This window comes from Pseudomonas sp. FSL W5-0299 (assembly GCF_005930655.1).
Taxonomy (GTDB): Bacteria; Pseudomonadota; Gammaproteobacteria; order Pseudomonadales; family Pseudomonadaceae; genus Aquipseudomonas; species Aquipseudomonas mandelii.
The window spans coordinates 105182-120918 of the sequence record NZ_RXHX01000012.1 but is presented as its reverse complement, the minus strand read 5'-3'; the positions used below and the strand labels follow the sequence as shown (position 1 = coordinate 120918).

At 58.4% G+C, this 15737-nt stretch carries 11 protein-coding genes and 1 pseudogene; 5 read left to right on the top strand and 7 right to left on the bottom strand.

Features of this window, described 5'->3' with window-relative positions; genetic code table 11:
- The first annotated feature begins 181 nt into the window (after positions 1 to 181).
- The gene (locus FHL16_RS17005; protein ID WP_077748782.1) at positions 182 to 1642 is read left to right on the top strand and encodes a M15 family metallopeptidase; all 1461 of its coding nucleotides are present in this window, start codon (positions 182 to 184) and stop codon (positions 1640 to 1642) included.
- A 74-nt stretch (positions 1643 to 1716) separates the two neighbouring features.
- On the opposite strand, the gene FHL16_RS17000 is transcribed toward FHL16_RS17005, so the two are convergent.
- The 4 genes and pseudogenes from FHL16_RS17000 to FHL16_RS16985 form a co-directional block, all read right to left on the bottom strand.
- Positions 1717 to 2175 carry a GNAT family N-acetyltransferase gene (locus FHL16_RS17000; RefSeq protein ID WP_077748781.1) on the bottom strand — a complete coding sequence of 153 codons (459 nt, stop codon included), beginning with the start codon at positions 2173 to 2175 and terminating at the stop codon, positions 1717 to 1719.
- A gap of 20 nt (positions 2176 to 2195) precedes the next feature.
- Positions 2196 to 2849, bottom strand: a complete 654-nt coding sequence (locus FHL16_RS16995; protein WP_010459028.1) for a peroxiredoxin — start codon at positions 2847 to 2849, stop codon at positions 2196 to 2198.
- Between the two features lie 159 nt (positions 2850 to 3008).
- Positions 3009 to 3251 (bottom strand): annotated as a pseudogene (locus FHL16_RS16990) (cytosine permease); the annotation flags it as partial.
- 72 nt (positions 3252 to 3323) lie between these two features.
- A complete protein-coding gene (locus tag FHL16_RS16985) occupies positions 3324 to 5225 on the bottom strand; it encodes a potassium transporter Kup (RefSeq protein WP_077748780.1) in 1902 nt (633 codons plus the stop codon).
- A 394-nt stretch (positions 5226 to 5619) separates the two neighbouring features.
- Here FHL16_RS16985 and FHL16_RS16980 point away from each other — a divergent pair, with 394 nt between their 5' ends.
- From FHL16_RS16980 to FHL16_RS16965, 4 genes are all read left to right on the top strand, one after another.
- On the top strand, positions 5620 to 6993 hold the full coding sequence (locus FHL16_RS16980; protein WP_077748779.1) for a glutamine synthetase family protein: 1374 nt from the start codon (positions 5620 to 5622) through the stop codon (positions 6991 to 6993).
- Positions 6994 to 7003: 10 nt separating this feature from the next.
- Positions 7004 to 8395 carry an aldehyde dehydrogenase family protein gene (locus FHL16_RS16975; protein ID WP_077748778.1) on the top strand — a complete coding sequence of 464 codons (1392 nt, stop codon included), beginning with the start codon at positions 7004 to 7006 and terminating at the stop codon, positions 8393 to 8395.
- Positions 8396 to 8398: 3 nt separating this feature from the next.
- Entirely contained in the window at positions 8399 to 9559 is a 1161-nt protein-coding gene (locus tag FHL16_RS16970; RefSeq protein WP_077748777.1) for an iron-containing alcohol dehydrogenase, read from the top strand.
- Between the two features lie 133 nt (positions 9560 to 9692).
- On the top strand, positions 9693 to 11258 hold the full coding sequence (locus FHL16_RS16965) for an amino acid permease (protein ID WP_077748776.1): 1566 nt from the start codon (positions 9693 to 9695) through the stop codon (positions 11256 to 11258).
- Between the two features lie 311 nt (positions 11259 to 11569).
- On the opposite strand, the gene FHL16_RS16960 is transcribed toward FHL16_RS16965, so the two are convergent.
- From FHL16_RS16960 to FHL16_RS16950, 3 genes are all read right to left on the bottom strand, one after another.
- A complete protein-coding gene (locus FHL16_RS16960) occupies positions 11570 to 12682 on the bottom strand; it encodes a hypothetical protein (RefSeq protein WP_077748775.1) in 1113 nt (370 codons plus the stop codon).
- An 83-nt stretch (positions 12683 to 12765) separates the two neighbouring features.
- Positions 12766 to 13941 (bottom strand): DUF2252 domain-containing protein, encoded by a 1176-nt coding sequence (locus tag FHL16_RS16955; RefSeq protein ID WP_306461189.1) that lies wholly within the window; start codon positions 13939 to 13941, stop codon positions 12766 to 12768.
- A gap of 548 nt (positions 13942 to 14489) precedes the next feature.
- A complete protein-coding gene (locus FHL16_RS16950) occupies positions 14490 to 15683 on the bottom strand; it encodes an MFS transporter (protein ID WP_077748774.1) in 1194 nt (397 codons plus the stop codon).
- Between the last annotated feature and the right edge of the window lie 54 nt (positions 15684 to 15737).

Below are 15737 nucleotides of genomic sequence, written 5' to 3'. Positions count from 1 at the left end.
GTGGCCTGAAGACCCGCCTGAACGTGGCGTCCGCGACAGCATCGCGGGCGCCTTTGCGTTTTCCATCGTAATGCCTGCACCCAATATGAATCAGCCAGACACTGGCGGTCATGGTTTAAGATCGTTTGAAGCGTCCTCCGGACTTGATAACCACTTCATGCGCTTAAACCTGAAGGTTCGTATGCCCTCCTCGCCACCCTTACCGGTTCAATGCCCCCGCCAGCCCGCCCGCACATGGCTGCGGTCACTGCTGTTGCAGAGCGCCATCCTGCCAGGCATCGCCAATGCCGGGCCCAGACCCGACAACATGGTTTATCTGCGCACGATTGACCCCACCATCGAGCAAGATATCCGCTACGCCAGCGCCCACAACTTCACCGGACACTCGCTCGACGGATACGATGCCGCCGAGTGCCTGCTGTCGCTGGACACCGCCCAGGCCCTCGCCCGGGTGCAACGGGCACTTCAAAAGCAAGGCTACGGCTTGAAGGTGTTCGACTGCTATCGACCCAGCCGTGCGGTGGCCGATATGGGCCGCTTCGCGACTGAGCCGGGGAACCCGCGCAAAGCCGAGTTCTATCCGCGCGTCGACAAGCAGGACTTCTGGCGGCTGGGGTATGTGGCGCGGGTGTCGAATCACTCCAGAGGCTCAACCGTGGACCTGACGCTCATCGGCCCCAAGGCTCTGCCCGCCGACACCTGGATACCCAAGGCCGCGCAAGTCGATTGCACCGCGCCTTATGCCCAGCGCTGGCGCGACGGCGCACTCGACATGGGCACCGGGTACGATTGCTTCGATGAGCGTGCGCACACCGCCAACCCGACGATCAATGCGACGGCAAAGGAAAACCGTCAGCGGCTCAGCAGCGCCATGGAGAAAGAGGGTTTCGCCGGTTACTCGAAAGAATGGTGGCACTTCACTTTCGGTGGAGACGGAGCGCCGAAGAACGTGATGGATTTTCCCATCACACCGCTGAGTACCAACGAGGTACTGGACAGCAGTCACCAATTGATTGTGGTCACCACAAAAAACTGGGATGACATTCAGGGCATCGCCCAGCGCTATGAACGAGACGGGGCCAGCTTTCGAAAAGTCGGCGACGGCTTTGCGGTGGTGGTCGGCAAGAACGGGATGGCGTGGGGTAAAGGGTTGGGCAACGTTGAGCCTGGTGAAGGACCGGTCAAACGTGAAGGTGATGGGAAAGCACCTGCCGGGATCTTCAGACTCGGGACTGCGTTTGGTTATGACGCGACGGCCGCGACAAAGCTGCCTTATCTTGCGCTGACCTCGACCACAGAGTGTGTGGATGACAGAAAATCCGAACGTTACAACGAATTGGTCGACGGCGCGGCGATAGCCAAGGACTGGAACAGTTCCGAGCAGATGCGCGAAGAGGCTGGGTATCGCAAAGGGATCTTTATCGAGCACAACACGCCAGCGTCACCGGGTGCAGGTTCGTGCATCTTTTTCCATATCTGGCGGGGACCTGCTTCGCCTACGTTGGGGTGTACGGCAATGGATCAGGGGGATATTTCGCGGTTGTTCGAGTGGCTGAATCCCCGTGAGTCTCCGGTGTTGGTGCAGATGCCTGAGGGGGAATATGAGCAATTGCGCGAGCGATGGAAGTTGCCTCAGCGTTGATGGAAGAGGTGAATCGAGTGCTGGATAACAGGTTCCGGCCGGCTAATCACGGAGCCCTGTAGCGGCTGCCTTGGTCAGCCCTGCTTCAAATCAAGGCAGTAGGTGTAATACCCCGTGTCGCGCACGTAACCCAACGATTCATACAACCGTTGCGCCCCCACATTATCCGTGGCCGTTTCCAGCACCATGCCCTTGGCGCCGGTCGACAGCGCAAAGGCTCGGGCAGCGTTCATCAGTAACCTGCCCACGCCCTGCCCCCTGGATTCGGGTTTGGTGAACAGGTCGCTGAGCAACCAGGTGCGGTGGGCGTCGATGGAGGAAAACGTCGGGTACAGTTGGACGAACCCCAGCGCATCACCGCAAAGGTCCGATGCGAAAAAGATCACGGATTCCTCCCGGTCAATGCGTTCGGCGATGAAGTCCCGGGATTGCGGCAGGTTCGAGGGCTGGCCGTAGAAGCCTCGATAAGCGTCGAAGAGGGGGGCGATTTTGTCGATGTGCGTTGCCTCGACGCGCAAGACTTGGACGGCCATGCCTGGGGTCTCCCTAGGGGTTACTTGGGTTGCGCCACCGTGCGCAAATAAGGTTTCACCGTTTTGAAACCATCCGGGTATTTCTTCTTCGCGTCCTCGTCAGAGACGGAAGTCGGAATGATCACATCCTCACCCGGACGCCAGTTCACCGGCGTGGCAACGGTGTGCTTGGCGTTCAGTTGCAGTGCATCGAGCAGACGCAATACCTCATCAAAGTTGCGCCCGGCGCTCATCGGGTAGATGAGCATCGCCTTGACCTTCTTGTCCGGCCCGATGATGAACACGGAACGCACCGTGGCGTTGTCCACTGCGGTGCGTGCGCCGCCGCTGGCATTCGGATGGATCATGTCGTAGAGCTTGGCCACCACCAGGTTTTCGTCGCCGATCATGGGGTAGTTGACCGCATGCCCCTGGGTTTCTTCGATGTCCTTGGCCCAGCTCGCATGATTGCTGACGGGGTCGACGCTGAGCCCGACGATCTTGGTGTTGCGTTTATCGAACTCTGGCTTGAGCCCTGCCATGTAACCGAGTTCAGTGGTGCACACCGGGGTGAAGTCCTTGGGATGCGAGAACAGAATCGCCCACTTGTCGCCGATCCACTCATGGAAATGCAGCGTGCCCTCGGTGCTTTCGACGGTAAAGTCCGGTGCTTCGTCGCCAATGCGGATGGTCATATCGTTCTCCTGACTGTGAGTTCGTAGGGAGGCCGTCGCAACGCCAGTCGCTGTTCCAACGGCATTCGGGATCTGTGTTGAACCGATCAACGCGCATCAGTATAGGAGACGCTTCAAGACCTGCCGGTAACCGGGACATTCACTTTGTAAGTCGTTGATTCAGGCCCTTGAAGGCTGCTCAGGCAACACCGCCAGCGCTGATGTTCTCGCCATCAGGTAGTAGAGAATGCCCGGCACCACCAGTCCCACGATCCAGGAAACATCGACACCGCCGAGCTGCGCGACCATCGGCCCGGAGTAGAAATGCGTGTCGACGAAAGGCAACTGGATCAATACGCCGATGACATACACGCTGATCCCGCGCGCGTTCCAGCGACCATACCGGCCCGCCGGATCGGACAGCTCAATCTGCACCTCAAGACACTCACAGAAACTCTGTGAGTGAACTGACCATATTCGCGTCCTTGTTTGTCCTTACATCTCCACCTGAGTCCCCAGTTCAATCACCCTGTTTAGTGGCAATCTGAAATATTTCAGGTTGCTGTTGGCGTTTTTCAGCAGGAACGCGAACAGACTTTCTCGCCAGCGCGCCATCCCAATGCGCTTGGTAGGGATCACCGTCTCCCGACTGAGGAAATAGGTCGTGCGCATCGGGCTGAAATCCAGCTCATTCAAGTGACAAAGACTTAAGGCCGTCGGTATATCGGGCTCCTCCATGAAACCGAAGTGCAGACTGACTCGGAAGAACCCTTCGCCATAGGCTTCAACCTCAAACCGTCGATCAGCAGACACCCGAGGACTGTCTTCAGACACCACGGTTAGAAGTACCACCTGCTCGTGCAAAACCTGGTTATGCAGCAGATTGTGCAGTAGCGCATGCGGAACAGCATCGGCCCTGGCCGTCAGAAAAACCGCCGTTCCCTGCACCCGATGCGGAGGCTGCGAACGAATGCTGCTGATGAACAACGGCAGAGGCAGCGCGGTCTCGTCCAACCGCTCGACGATGATTTTTCGCCCTCGCTTCCAAGTGGTCATCAAAATGAACAGGCCAATACCGGCGATCACGGGAAACGCTCCGCCCTGAAAAATCTTCGGCGCATTGGCAGCGAAGTACAGGCCGTCTACCAGCAAAAATCCGATCAGCATCGGGATGGCCAGCCAGCGAGGCGTTTTCCAAAGAAGCAGGACGACAGCTGAAGATAAAATGGTGGTGATCAACATGGTGCCCGTCACAGCGACCCCATAGGCAGCGGCCAAGGCACTGGACGACTCGAAGCCGATCACAAGCAGCACAACACCGACCATCAACGCCCAGTTAACCGTGCCGATGTAAATTTGCCCCTGCTCCTTGCTCGAAGTGTGCTGGATGAACATTCGAGGGACGTACCCTAACTGGATGGCCTGGCGCGTAAGGGAAAAAGCACCAGAGATCACGGCTTGAGACGCGATGATGGTTGCCAGCGTGGAGAGCGCGACCATCGGCAGCAGTGCCCACTCGGGAGCCAGAAGGTAGAACGGATTGCGCACAGCCTCCGGGTTGCCCAGGATCAAGGCTCCCTGGCCAAAATAATTGAGTACCAACCCTGGCAACACCAGAATGAACCAGGCACGGGCAATCGGTTTGCGACCAAAGTGGCCCATGTCGGCATACAGCGCCTCAGCACCGGTCAGTGCCAACACGACAGCGCCCAAAATCGCTACACCCATGCCCGGATGAACCACGAAAAATTGCACGGCCCAAGCGGGGTTGAGCGCTTGCAGGACTTCGGGGCGCTCAAAAATACCGTAGACACCGAGTGCATCCAACACCACAAACCACAGCACCATGACAGGGCCAAACAGGATGCCGATTCGGGCCGTGCCATGTTTCTGGATCAAGAACAGCGCCACCAACACGATCACTGACAAGGGCACGACCCAGTGCTCTATCCCGTCAAACGCCAGCTGAAGTCCTTCGACCGCAGAGAGCACCGAAATAGCCGGGGTGATCATGCTGTCCCCGTAAAAAAGTGCCGCACCGAACAGGCCGAGCAACACCAGGACCTTGCTCATGTGCGGATAAGGTGCGGCCGCACGACGGGCTAAGGCCGTCAACGCCATGATGCCGCCTTCACCCTGATTGTTGGCACGCAGGATGAACAGTACGTATTTGATCGAGACGACCCAGATCAGTGACCAAAAGATCAACGACAGAATGCCCAGCACGCCGTCATGGTTTACCTGGACGCCGTAGTGGCCGGAAAATACTTCTTTCAGCGTGTAGAGGGGGCTGGTGCCAATGTCCCCGTAAACCACTCCGACAGCGGCGACGAGCAAGCCCACTCCTGACGTTTTTGATGGGGAGTCTTCGTATGCAACGGTTGCTGTCTCACTCAAGGGTCGCTTCTCTCAAATTACGGGGAGGAAGTGCATCCCATCCTTGGGCAATACAGTTTGCCAGGGCCATATGAAAAGCAAGGCGCATGGACGATCAAAAAAATCGCGCCCAGTATCGTTGCGGGCAAAAGCACCGATCGTAAAGAAAGCGTAAAAATTTTTACGGCAGCCAGGTAATCCGGGGGCTGCTGTTCGAGACGTGGGTAGCTGTTGTGCACTTTTTTTTTGCGCTTTTTTTGTCTCGTCGCGAGAAAACTTGCGTTCAGCAACCGTAAGCTAAGCTTAGAGCAGCTTATTGCACACGATGCTCGCGTCTGCAGGTTTGGGGTTGTTCTGGAGAGCGTCTGCAACAGCTATTTCAGACAGGCCCAACCTATTCACGCAGGACTACGTGATGACCGAGCCCCTCCTCAGTTTTGATCAACTCAAACGTGCTGCCGCCTCCGGCGAGATTGATACTGTTCTGGTTTGCATGGTCGACATGCAAGGCCGACTGGTCGGCAAGCGATTCCAGGTCGAGTTTTTCATCGACAGCGGCCACGAAGAAACCCACTGCTGCAATTACCTGCTGGCCGACGACATCGACATGGAACCCGTACCGGGTTACGCCGCCGCCAGTTGGAGCAAGGGCTATGGCGACTTCGTCCTCAAACCCGACATGTCCACTTTGCGACGGGTGCCCTGGCTGGAATGCACGGCGCTGGTGCTGTGTGATGTCCTCGATCACCACCATCGGCGGGACCTGCCGCACAGCCCGCGGGCGATTCTGAAAAAGCAGATCGAGCGACTGCGCGAACGCGGCTACACCGGCATGTTCGCCTCGGAACTGGAGTTCTATCTGTTCGACGAGAGCTACGAGGCCATCCACAAGCGCAACTACCTCAAACCAAAAACCGCCGGCCACTACATCGAGGATTACAACATCCTCCAGACCACCCGCGAGGAGCCGGTGCTGCGGGCGATTCGCAAGCATCTGCAAGCGTCCGGCATTCCCGTGGAAAACTCCAAGGGTGAATGGGGCCCGGGCCAGGAAGAGATCAACATACGTTACGCCGATGCGCTGACCATGGCCGACCACCACGTCATCATCAAGCACGCCTGCAAAGAGATCGCGCAGCTGCAAGGCAAGGCGATCACGTTCATGGCCAAGTGGCGGTATGACGCCGCCGGTTCCAGCAGCCACATTCACAATTCGCTGTGGGACAAAAACGCCAAGAAGCCGCTGTTCTTCGACGCCAAGGCCGAGTTCGGCATGTCGAAGTTGATGCGTGCCTGGGTGGCCGGCCAGCTGAAATACGCCAACGACATCACCTGCTTTCTCGCGCCGTACATCAACTCCTACAAGCGCTTTCAGGCCGGCACCTTTGCGCCGACCCGTGCGGTCTGGAGCCGCGACAATCGCACCGCAGGCTTTCGTCTGTGTGCAGAAAGCAGCAAATCCATCCGCATCGAATGCCGCATCGGCGGCGCCGACCTCAACCCTTATCTGGCCTTTGCCGCGTTGATCGCTGCGGGGCTGGCCGGTATCGACGAGAAGCTCGACCTCACGCCGCCCTTTGAAGGCGATGCCTACGTCGACGAACACTTGCCTGAAGTGTCGAAGACGCTGCGCGAAGCCTGCGCCGCCCTTCAGGGCTCCACCATGTTGCGCGAGGCATTCGGTGATGAAGTGATCGACCACTACGTGCACACCGCCGAGTGGGAGCAGAAAGAGTACGACCGGCGCATCACCGACTGGGAATTGCAGCGCGGTTTCGAGCGCTATTGAGACCGCCATCATGACTGCAACGATTCAACTCATCTCACCGGTCGATGGCCGGGTCTATGCCGAACGTCGCTGTGCCGATGCTGCGCAGATCGAGCAGGCGCTGGCGGCTGCCGCAGCGGCCCAGGCGCAATGGAAGCACCGACCGCTGAACGAGCGCGCCGATTTTTGCGGTGCCGCCGTTGACGCGATGCTGGCCATGAAGGACGAAATCGTCCCGGAACTGGCCTGGCAAATGGGCCGCCCCGTGCGCTTTGGCGCGGGCGAACTGCGCGGTTTCGAAGAGCGCGCCCGGTATATGATCGCCATTGCACCCGAAGCGTTGGCAGCCATTGAACCCACGCCTGTCACCGGTTTCCGCCGCTGTATCAAGCGCGAGCCGATGGGTACGGTGCTGGTCGTCGCCCCTTGGAACTACCCCTATCTGACGGCAGTGAATACGATTATTCCGGCACTGATGGCCGGCAACAGCGTCATCCTCAAACACGCCTCACAAACGCTGCTGGTGGGCGAACGGTTCGCCGAAGCGTTTCGCCGCGCCAATCTGCCCGAAGGCCTGTTCCATAACCTGCTGCTCAATCATGACCAGACCGCCGCAATCATTGCCTCTGGCCGCGTGCAGCAGGTGAACTTCACCGGCTCGGTCGGCGGTGGCAAAACGATGGAAAGCGCAGCGTCAGGCCACTTCCTCGGCCTGGGCCTGGAACTCGGCGGCAAGGACCCGGCCTACGTCCGCGCAGACGCCAACCTCGACCACGCGGTGGAAAACCTGGTGGACGGCAGCTTCTTCAACTCAGGGCAAAGCTGCTGCGCCGTCGAGCGCATTTATGTCGATGAAAAAATCTACCCGGCGTTTGTCGAGCGATTCGTCGCGCTGACGAATCAATACGTACTGGGCAATCCATTGGACGAAGCCACCACACTCGGTCCGCTGGTCAATCCGGGCGCGGCTGAATTTGTGCGCGGGCAGATCGCCGATGCGCTGGCCAAGGGCGCAACAGCGCTGATCGATCCGAAGGCGTTTCCCCTCGACGCACCCGGCAGCGCCTACCTCGCGCCCCAGGTGCTGGTCGATGTCAGCCATCACATGTCGGTGATGCGCGAAGAAAGTTTTGGTCCCGTGGTCGGCATCATGCCGGTGACCAGCAATGACCAGGCCATTGCCTTGATGAACGACAGCGAGTTCGGGCTCAGCGCTTCCGTCTGGACTCAGGACCTCGCCGCCGCCGAACGCTTGGGCAACGCGATCGACACCGGCACCGTGTTCATGAACCGCTGCGATTACCTGGACCCGGCCCTGGCCTGGACCGGCGTCAAGAACAGCGGTCGCGGCGTGACGCTATCGCGCCTGGGCTACGAGCATCTGACCCGAGCAAAATCCTTCCATTTGCGCCATGAGATCTGAGCCATGAGCCTGACCGGAAACTGGAACTACCCCACGAGCATCCGCTTCGGTGTCGGTCGCATCGGCGAGCTGGCCGAGGTCTGTCGCAGCCAGGGTATCCAGCGACCGTTGCTGGTCACCGACAGCGGCCTGGGGCGCGCGCCGATCACCACGGCGGCGTTGGATTCCTTGCGCGCCGCCGGCCTCGGCGTCGCGCTGTTTTGCGACCTCAAGCCCAATCCTGTCGAAGCCAACCTCGCAGGCGGACTCGATGCCTGGCGCGCCGGCAAACACGATGGCGTGGTGGCTTTTGGCGGCGGCAGCGGCCTGGACATGGGCAAGCTCATCGCTTTCATGAGCGGCCAGACTCGGCCGGTCTGGGATTTCGAAGACATCGGCGACTACTGGACACGCGCCGACGAGAGTCAAATCGCTCCGGTTATCGCGGTGCCGACGACGGCGGGCACCGGTTCGGAAGTCGGCCGCGCAGCAGTGATTATCGATGAACGCACCCACACCAAACGCATCATCTTCCACCCGAAAATGATGCCGCGCGTGGTCATCAGCGACCCGACCCTGACCGTCGGCATGCCGGCCAAAATCACCGCAGGCACCGGCATGGACGCCTTGGCGCACTGCCTGGAAGCCTACTGCGCGCCTGGTTTTCACCCGCTGGCCGATGGCATCGCAGTGGAAGGCATCCGCTTGGTGGCCAACGCGCTGGTGCGGGCAGTCCACACCCCGTCCGATCTCGATGCGCGCGCGCAAATGCTCGCCGCCGCCGCGATGGGCGCCACCGCATTCCAGAAAGGCCTGGGCGGCATGCACGCCCTCTCGCATCCGGTCGGCGCGCTATACGACACCCATCACGGCATGACCAACGCCACCTTCATGCCCTACGTACTGCAATTCAATCGCCCCGCCATCGAAGAACGCATCACGCGCCTGGCGGCTTATCTGCGTCTGCCCTCGCCCGGCTTCGACAGCTTTCTGGCCTTCATCCTCAAACTGCGCAAAGACATCGGCGTGCCGCACACGCTGATCGAGTTGGGCGTGGATGACCAACAGGCCGACCTGATCGCGGACATGGCCATTGTCGACCCCTCTGCCGGCGGCAACCCGCTGCCATTGACCCGGGCTGGCGCGGCAAGCATTTTCGACGCGGCTTATCACGGCCGTATCTAGAGCAGTTGTCTGTCCAGACATCGGGCATGGACAGGGTGTACCGGTTGGAAAAGGAGCAGTACGACAAGGGGTTGAAAGCCAGCCCATCCGGGACACGGATGGATGCGTATCAAAACCTGAAGGGGCACACAACATGAAGCCAGCAAGCCAAGCCGGCACCAACGCGTCGCACGACGATGACGTCAAGGTGCTGCACAGCATGGGCTATGCCCAGCAACTCTCGCGACGAATGGGCGTTTTCTCCAACTTTGCCATTTCCTTTTCGATCATCTGCATCCTCTCGGGTGGCATCAACTCACTCGCCCAGGGCACCTCGGGCGCGGGTGGTGCGTCCATCGGCATCGGCTGGCCGATCGGTTGCCTGATCTCCGGGGTCTTCGCCATGGCCATGGCGCAGATCTCATCAGCCTACCCAACCGCTGGCGGCCTCTATCACTGGGGCTCGATTCTCGGGAACCGCTTTACCGGGTGGCTGACGGCCTGGTTCAACTTGTTGGGGCTGGTGACCGTGCTCGGCGCGATCAACGTCGGCACTTACTACTTCTTTTTTGGTGCTTTCGGACCCGCATTGGGGATGGAAGACACCATCACGACACGGATGATTTTCCTGGCGATCCTCACGGGGTTGCAGGCCTTGTTTAACCACCTGGGGATTGGCCTGACCGCGAAGCTCACCGATTTCTCGGGCTATCTGATCTTCGCCACTGCACTGGCGCTGACCATCGTCTGCCTGATCTCGGCGCCCAGTTATGAGTTTGCCCGGTTATGGACCTTCAGCAACTACTCCGGCGAAGCAGGCGGCAACGTCTGGCCGCAGGTCTCGAACGGCTGGATCTTCATGCTCGGCCTGCTCTTGCCGATCTACACCATCACCGGTTATGACGCCTCCGCGCACACCTCCGAAGAAACCCGCAATGCCGCCCTGTCCGTGCCACGGGGCATGGTCATGTCGGTGGTCTGGTCGATGCTGTTCGGCTGGGTGATGCTCAGCTCGTTCGTGCTGATGCTGCCGAGCATGGACGAAGCGGCGAAGCATGGCTGGACCGTGTTTTTCTGGGCGATGGACACGCAAGTGAACCCGACGGTAAAAACGGCGCTGTACGTGGCCATTTTCATCTCGCAATTCCTCTGCGGACTGGCGACCGTGACCTCGGTCTCGCGCATGATCTTCGCCTTCTCCCGCGACGGAGGCCTGCCCTTCTCCAGAGCATTGTCATCGGTCTCGCCAACCCTGCGCAGCCCGGTGGCGGCAATCTGGACCGGCGCTACCCTCGCGGTGTTGTTCGTCTGGGGCTCGTCGGTGATCTCGATCGGTGAAACACCGGTCTACACCATCGTCGTGTCTTGCACGGTGATCTTCCTGTTCTTCTCCTTCATCATCCCTATCGTGCTCGGCCTGTTCACCTACGGGACCTCGAGATGGCCAACCATGGGACCGTGGAACATGGGACGATTCTGGTTCACCGTGTTCGCCCTCCTCTCGATCCTGTCGATGGTGATCATCTTCGTCATCGGCATCCAGCCACCGAACGATTGGGCGCTGTACATCACCATCGGCTTCCTGGTGCTGACGGCGATTGTCTGGTTCGGTTTTGAAGCCCGCCGCTTCCAGGGGCCGCCGGTGGGCGACGTGATCATCAGGCGTCAGGCTGAAATCGCTGCGGCGGAAGAGGCGCTGAACAAACGTTTCGGAGACTGATGCCACCACCATAAAAACGGGACGCCAAGCGTCCCGTTTTATGAAAACAGATAGATCAGGAGTTGTTTAATAAACTGACATTCACTTCCTATAGGCACTGATAGCTTCGACAACGCCCACAAAGCCACTACCGCCTGAGCCTGTTTCGAGGCAGCAATCCCGAGGTGTGTTGGCGCTGTGCGGGTACCGTCGTCGATTACAGCAGAGGAGTTTTACGCTGCGTTGGGTTATCAGAACATCCGCGACGAGTTCCATGGGGCTGAGCGCACCATCGTCATGGAAAAGCGGCTTGAGACTACCCCCCTAGTCGCTCAGTTTGCGGGCACGGTGATCACTGGTGTCTGAGGCGCCACGCCCGTTTCGGCCAGCGAAAACAGGACAAGAATAAACAAGAACTCCGATTTGGATTTCATGTCACGGTCATCGATCCAGAACCAATAGTCGCGATAGCGAACGGCTGCATAGGCATCGATTGGCCGCTCCCTGCTTGAGTGAATGCGCACTAATGGTTCGTCCCATGGGCTTGGATGCTCAGGCGCGGCAGGCGCCGGGTTTGCACGTCCTTCTTGCACATGGGCAGGTGGAACCTCGATGGTAGCGGCCAGCTCCACGAAGATTTCCGACATGGAACGAGTGAGTAGCACGACCTCGGTATCATCCTGCTGCACCATGCCGAACTTTAGATTCAGCTCGCTGGCATCGGGGCTCAAGTGAAGGAGTTCGCGCACCTTTCGGCGATCTTTCTCGATGTCGTCGGAGACGTCCCGCGAGATCAGGACGAGCATGCTTTCATCGTTGCTTCGTTGATTGATGCGCATCCCCAGCGACTCAGAGCGCTGGATCCGTCTGAAGGCCTCCAGTAACTCGTAGAAACGCGGATCTGCTGCTCGAAAACGCGAGGGGGATGTGGATCGGTTATAGACACCATTAACGGCGCTGGTGGTCAATTGCAGGACGCGATCAATAGGATAGCCGGCCTGAATCAGGGAGAACACGGCAGCCGGCGATAGGGGCTGCAGTAAATAGCGAGAGAATCTCTCCCCGGAAAGCGGGGTGTAGCTGATCGTCGGTCGATCCGTGTACACCCCGGAAGCCCCTATGGCCTGGCTGTTTCCATCGCTGGGAAGTCCAGAATACCAACTCGCTGCGAGGCTGACCTGGCTCTGCATCGCGCTGGAGGCAATGACCGAGGAAACCTCGAGGAACACGGGCGCATCTGCGTAGCGTAATTTGACGATATTGAGCAGTGTCTGTTCTTTCCAGGTCGAGGCAATAACTGCACTGTAATCTGTACGGTCACGCTGAATCGAGTTCGGTCCCATCGTTGTGCACCCGGTCACGCAGCAGGCAACGAAGAAGAGCGCTACTTGACGAGTACGGCCCGGCAATAGCCTGGTCTTCGCCGTTGAAAGATCGTGATCCATGACCTTGCCTCACAACGTATTGTTCTGTTGCACTGGGCAATCGGGTTCAGCACGCGAGGTAATGACTGCGCACTGGATCGGTTTCATAAGTCTTCTTCTCTCAACACTTTGATGCGCCCCGATTTTTCAGCGGCCACCAACGAGGCATGGTCTTTCGCGTTTTGCTTGGCGTAGCTCTGGGCAAATTCGCCAATAGCCAGATCGAAGGTGTCCGACTTGCCCAAATAGCCGCTGATGAGCGCAGCATCCCCGGATTTGGCGTGGGCACGGGCCAGGGTGAGCCCGCATAACTCGGCATACAGCTTCATTTGATCGACCGTCGCGCCTTCGACAGGGGCCGCCATTTTCATGTCTCGCAACTGCCGTACGAAGAAATGCCGGCCATTTTCCCCCTGTGTCCAGCCCAGGAAAATATCGCTGGAGGCCTGCATCAGGCGTTGCCCGGTGACCACGCGCTCACCTTGATTCTCAAAGTCACTCTTGCCCGCAAAAGGAGCCAACACCGAAGGACAGGCTTCCTTGAATTGAAGGAGCAACGGGTGATTTTCAGCAGAAAAGAACAGGCCGACAAAACAATAGGTGCCGACGCTTCCGATCCCGACAGCCTTGACGACAAAGTCTTCGAGACGGTAACGATCGAACAGCACACGCCGTTCAAGCGGTAGCGATAATCGATAGTCTTGCAGCGCCACCTGCACACGTTGTGCAAAGTCCTTTTCATAGATATGAAACAGTATCGGTGGCTGATCGAGCAGGCGTCGACGTCCCGCTACTACGCTGCTGATTGTCGGATAAAGGTATTCGCCGATGCGTGCTTTGGCCTTGGCAATCAGCTGAACTCGGTTCTTTTTGATTTTCGCGTTGGGGGCCATGTCGATGATCGTTTGAGCGTCCAGGCGGTCATACCAGACGTCCAGCGGGCTCATCTTCGACAGTTTGCGCAGGCGCTCGCGGTAAGCACGAACACACTGGACCGCTATCGCCTGAGCGTCTTTGTCGCTGAGCCGGTTGTCACGGGCAGCCACGACGAAACTGATTGCGAGGCGTTTTACATCCCATTCCCAAGGGGCTGGAAGCGTTTCGTCGAAATCGTTAATGTCAAAAATCAGGTTGCGTTCAGGAGTGGCAAAAAGTCCGAAGTTCAAAAGATGACAGTCCCCGCAGGCTTGGACTTGAATGCCTGTGTTCGGCGTATTAGCCAAGTCATGAGCCATCACCCCGGCAGAGCCACGCAAAAAGGTAAACGGGCTGCGTAACATGCGCCCGTAGCGAACCGGAATCAGATTGGGCAGGCGATATCGGTTAGACGCTTCCAGGATTTCAATAGGGTCGCGGTGTTTACGCTTCGGCTTCCAAACGGCGTGAAGTGCGTGCGGCACGCTCTCGGATAAACGCTCACCTGCTTCCAGTCGTTCCTTGCGCGAGCGAAAAATCGGTTCATCGTTCTCCATGCCTTTTGCGTCCTTCAACGTACCTTTGATAGGACTCTGCTTGTTGCGAGACATGTCCGCTCCTTTGTTCTCTGGGGCACCATTGAGTCAACCACGGTTGTAATGAGCCATATCAGGGCAAGGCCGTAGCCATTGTTCATCAAAACGCTAACACCAGATGGCATTGGCATTTCTGACAAAAATCAATGCAGCGACGGGAAAAGCGTTCAGTGATGGGATGCCTTCAAGCAGATGTGTCAACGCCCGGATCTACCGGGCGTTCGATGGAAAAATAAATCCGTCCCCTTTTTTCCTCTCGTCCCCTTTTTTTCCTCTTTTTTTCCTCTCACACTTCCCCCCACGCAACAGCGGCATTGTCATCGCAACGGGGGCAGATCCGATCGTGATACGAACAGTGCAAGCACGGCAGCCACCAGAAGAAATAGTCCACTCGCGATGAATGTTGCCTGGTAGCCAGCTCCGTCATAAAGCAGCCCACCCAGCGTCGCGCCGAGTGTGATAGCCAACTGAATAACCGCCACCATCAAACCGCCTCCGGTTTCGGCATCACGGGGAAGCGTGCGTGATAGCCATGTGAACCAGCCCACAGGCGCGCACGTAGCAATCAGGCCCCACACACCCAGCAAAACGGCTGTCGCCCACATCGAGTTGCCGAAGACGAGTAGAGCCACAGCAATCCCCGACATCAGCAGTGGAATGATCATCAGCACTCGATTAAGGCTTCTGTTCAACACCGGGCCGATCACCATGGTGCCCACCAATCCGGCCATTCCGATAATCAGCAATAGCAGGGACAGTCCAGACACATCAACGCGGGTCACCGACTCTAGAAACGGACGCAGATAGGTGAATAACGCGAACTGCCCCATAAACAAAAATGCCACTGCGGCCATGCCCAGCGAGACTTTGGCGCTACCTAACAGCCGAAACACATCAAGTGCAGATCCAGACTCAATTTGCCCAGGCATTTTCGGCAGCGTGAATGCTTGCCAACAGAGCGCCAGAGCGGCAAGCGGAACCACGCAGAAGAATGCACCTCGCCAGCCGATCAGCCCGCCCATGAAACTGCCAATGGGGGCTGCGACTGCAGTGGCGAGTGCGGTACCGCCCTGAATCAAAGCGATGGCTTTAGGCACAAAACTTTCGGGAGCAATCCGTATCATGACGGCGGTCGACATTGACCAACTGCCACCAATGGCGATCCCCAAAATGGCTCGACCCACCATCAGTGTCGAGTAGTTCGGGGCAAAAGCGACGAGCGTGCCAGAGGCAATCATCAAGGCCGTCAGGAAAAGCAAAACGGGTCTTCGGTCGAGCCGGCGAATGACTGAAGAGATGAAAAGGCTGGTGACAACCGCGAAGAGGCCGGAAATTGAAATCGCTTGTCCGGCCTGCCCCTCTGTCAGCGCGAGATCGGTCGCAATCGGTGTGAGCAAGCTCACCGGCAGAAACTCCGATGTCACCAACGCAAAGGCGCACAGCGACATCGCCAGGACGGCGCCCCATACCTGTCGGCTCGCGGCTTGAATAGGTAAGGCAGTGCTGCTCATCTGATTTCCTTCAATACGTAAAGCGCCAACGCCTGTTGAGAGCGCATGGCCTGA

Excerpts from the sequence above, each read along its gene's own strand:
- FHL16_RS17005 (WP_077748782.1), top strand. The coding sequence starts at position 182 with ATGCCCTCCTCGCCACCCTTACCGGTTCAATGCCCCCGCCAGCCCGCC.
- FHL16_RS17000 (WP_077748781.1), bottom strand. The coding sequence starts at position 2,175 with ATGGCCGTCCAAGTCTTGCGCGTCGAGGCAACGCACATCGACAAAATC.
- FHL16_RS16995 (WP_010459028.1), bottom strand. The coding sequence starts at position 2,849 with ATGACCATCCGCATTGGCGACGAAGCACCGGACTTTACCGTCGAAAGC.
- FHL16_RS16980 (WP_077748779.1), top strand. The coding sequence starts at position 5,620 with ATGACCGAGCCCCTCCTCAGTTTTGATCAACTCAAACGTGCTGCCGCC.
- FHL16_RS16975 (WP_077748778.1), top strand. The coding sequence starts at position 7,004 with ATGACTGCAACGATTCAACTCATCTCACCGGTCGATGGCCGGGTCTAT.
- FHL16_RS16970 (WP_077748777.1), top strand. The coding sequence starts at position 8,399 with ATGAGCCTGACCGGAAACTGGAACTACCCCACGAGCATCCGCTTCGGT.
- FHL16_RS16965 (WP_077748776.1), top strand. The coding sequence starts at position 9,693 with ATGAAGCCAGCAAGCCAAGCCGGCACCAACGCGTCGCACGACGATGAC.
- FHL16_RS16960 (WP_077748775.1), bottom strand. The coding sequence starts at position 12,682 with ATGGATCACGATCTTTCAACGGCGAAGACCAGGCTATTGCCGGGCCGT.
- FHL16_RS16955 (WP_306461189.1), bottom strand. The coding sequence starts at position 13,941 with ATGTTACGCAGCCCGTTTACCTTTTTGCGTGGCTCTGCCGGGGTGATG.
- FHL16_RS16950 (WP_077748774.1), bottom strand. The coding sequence starts at position 15,683 with ATGAGCAGCACTGCCTTACCTATTCAAGCCGCGAGCCGACAGGTATGG.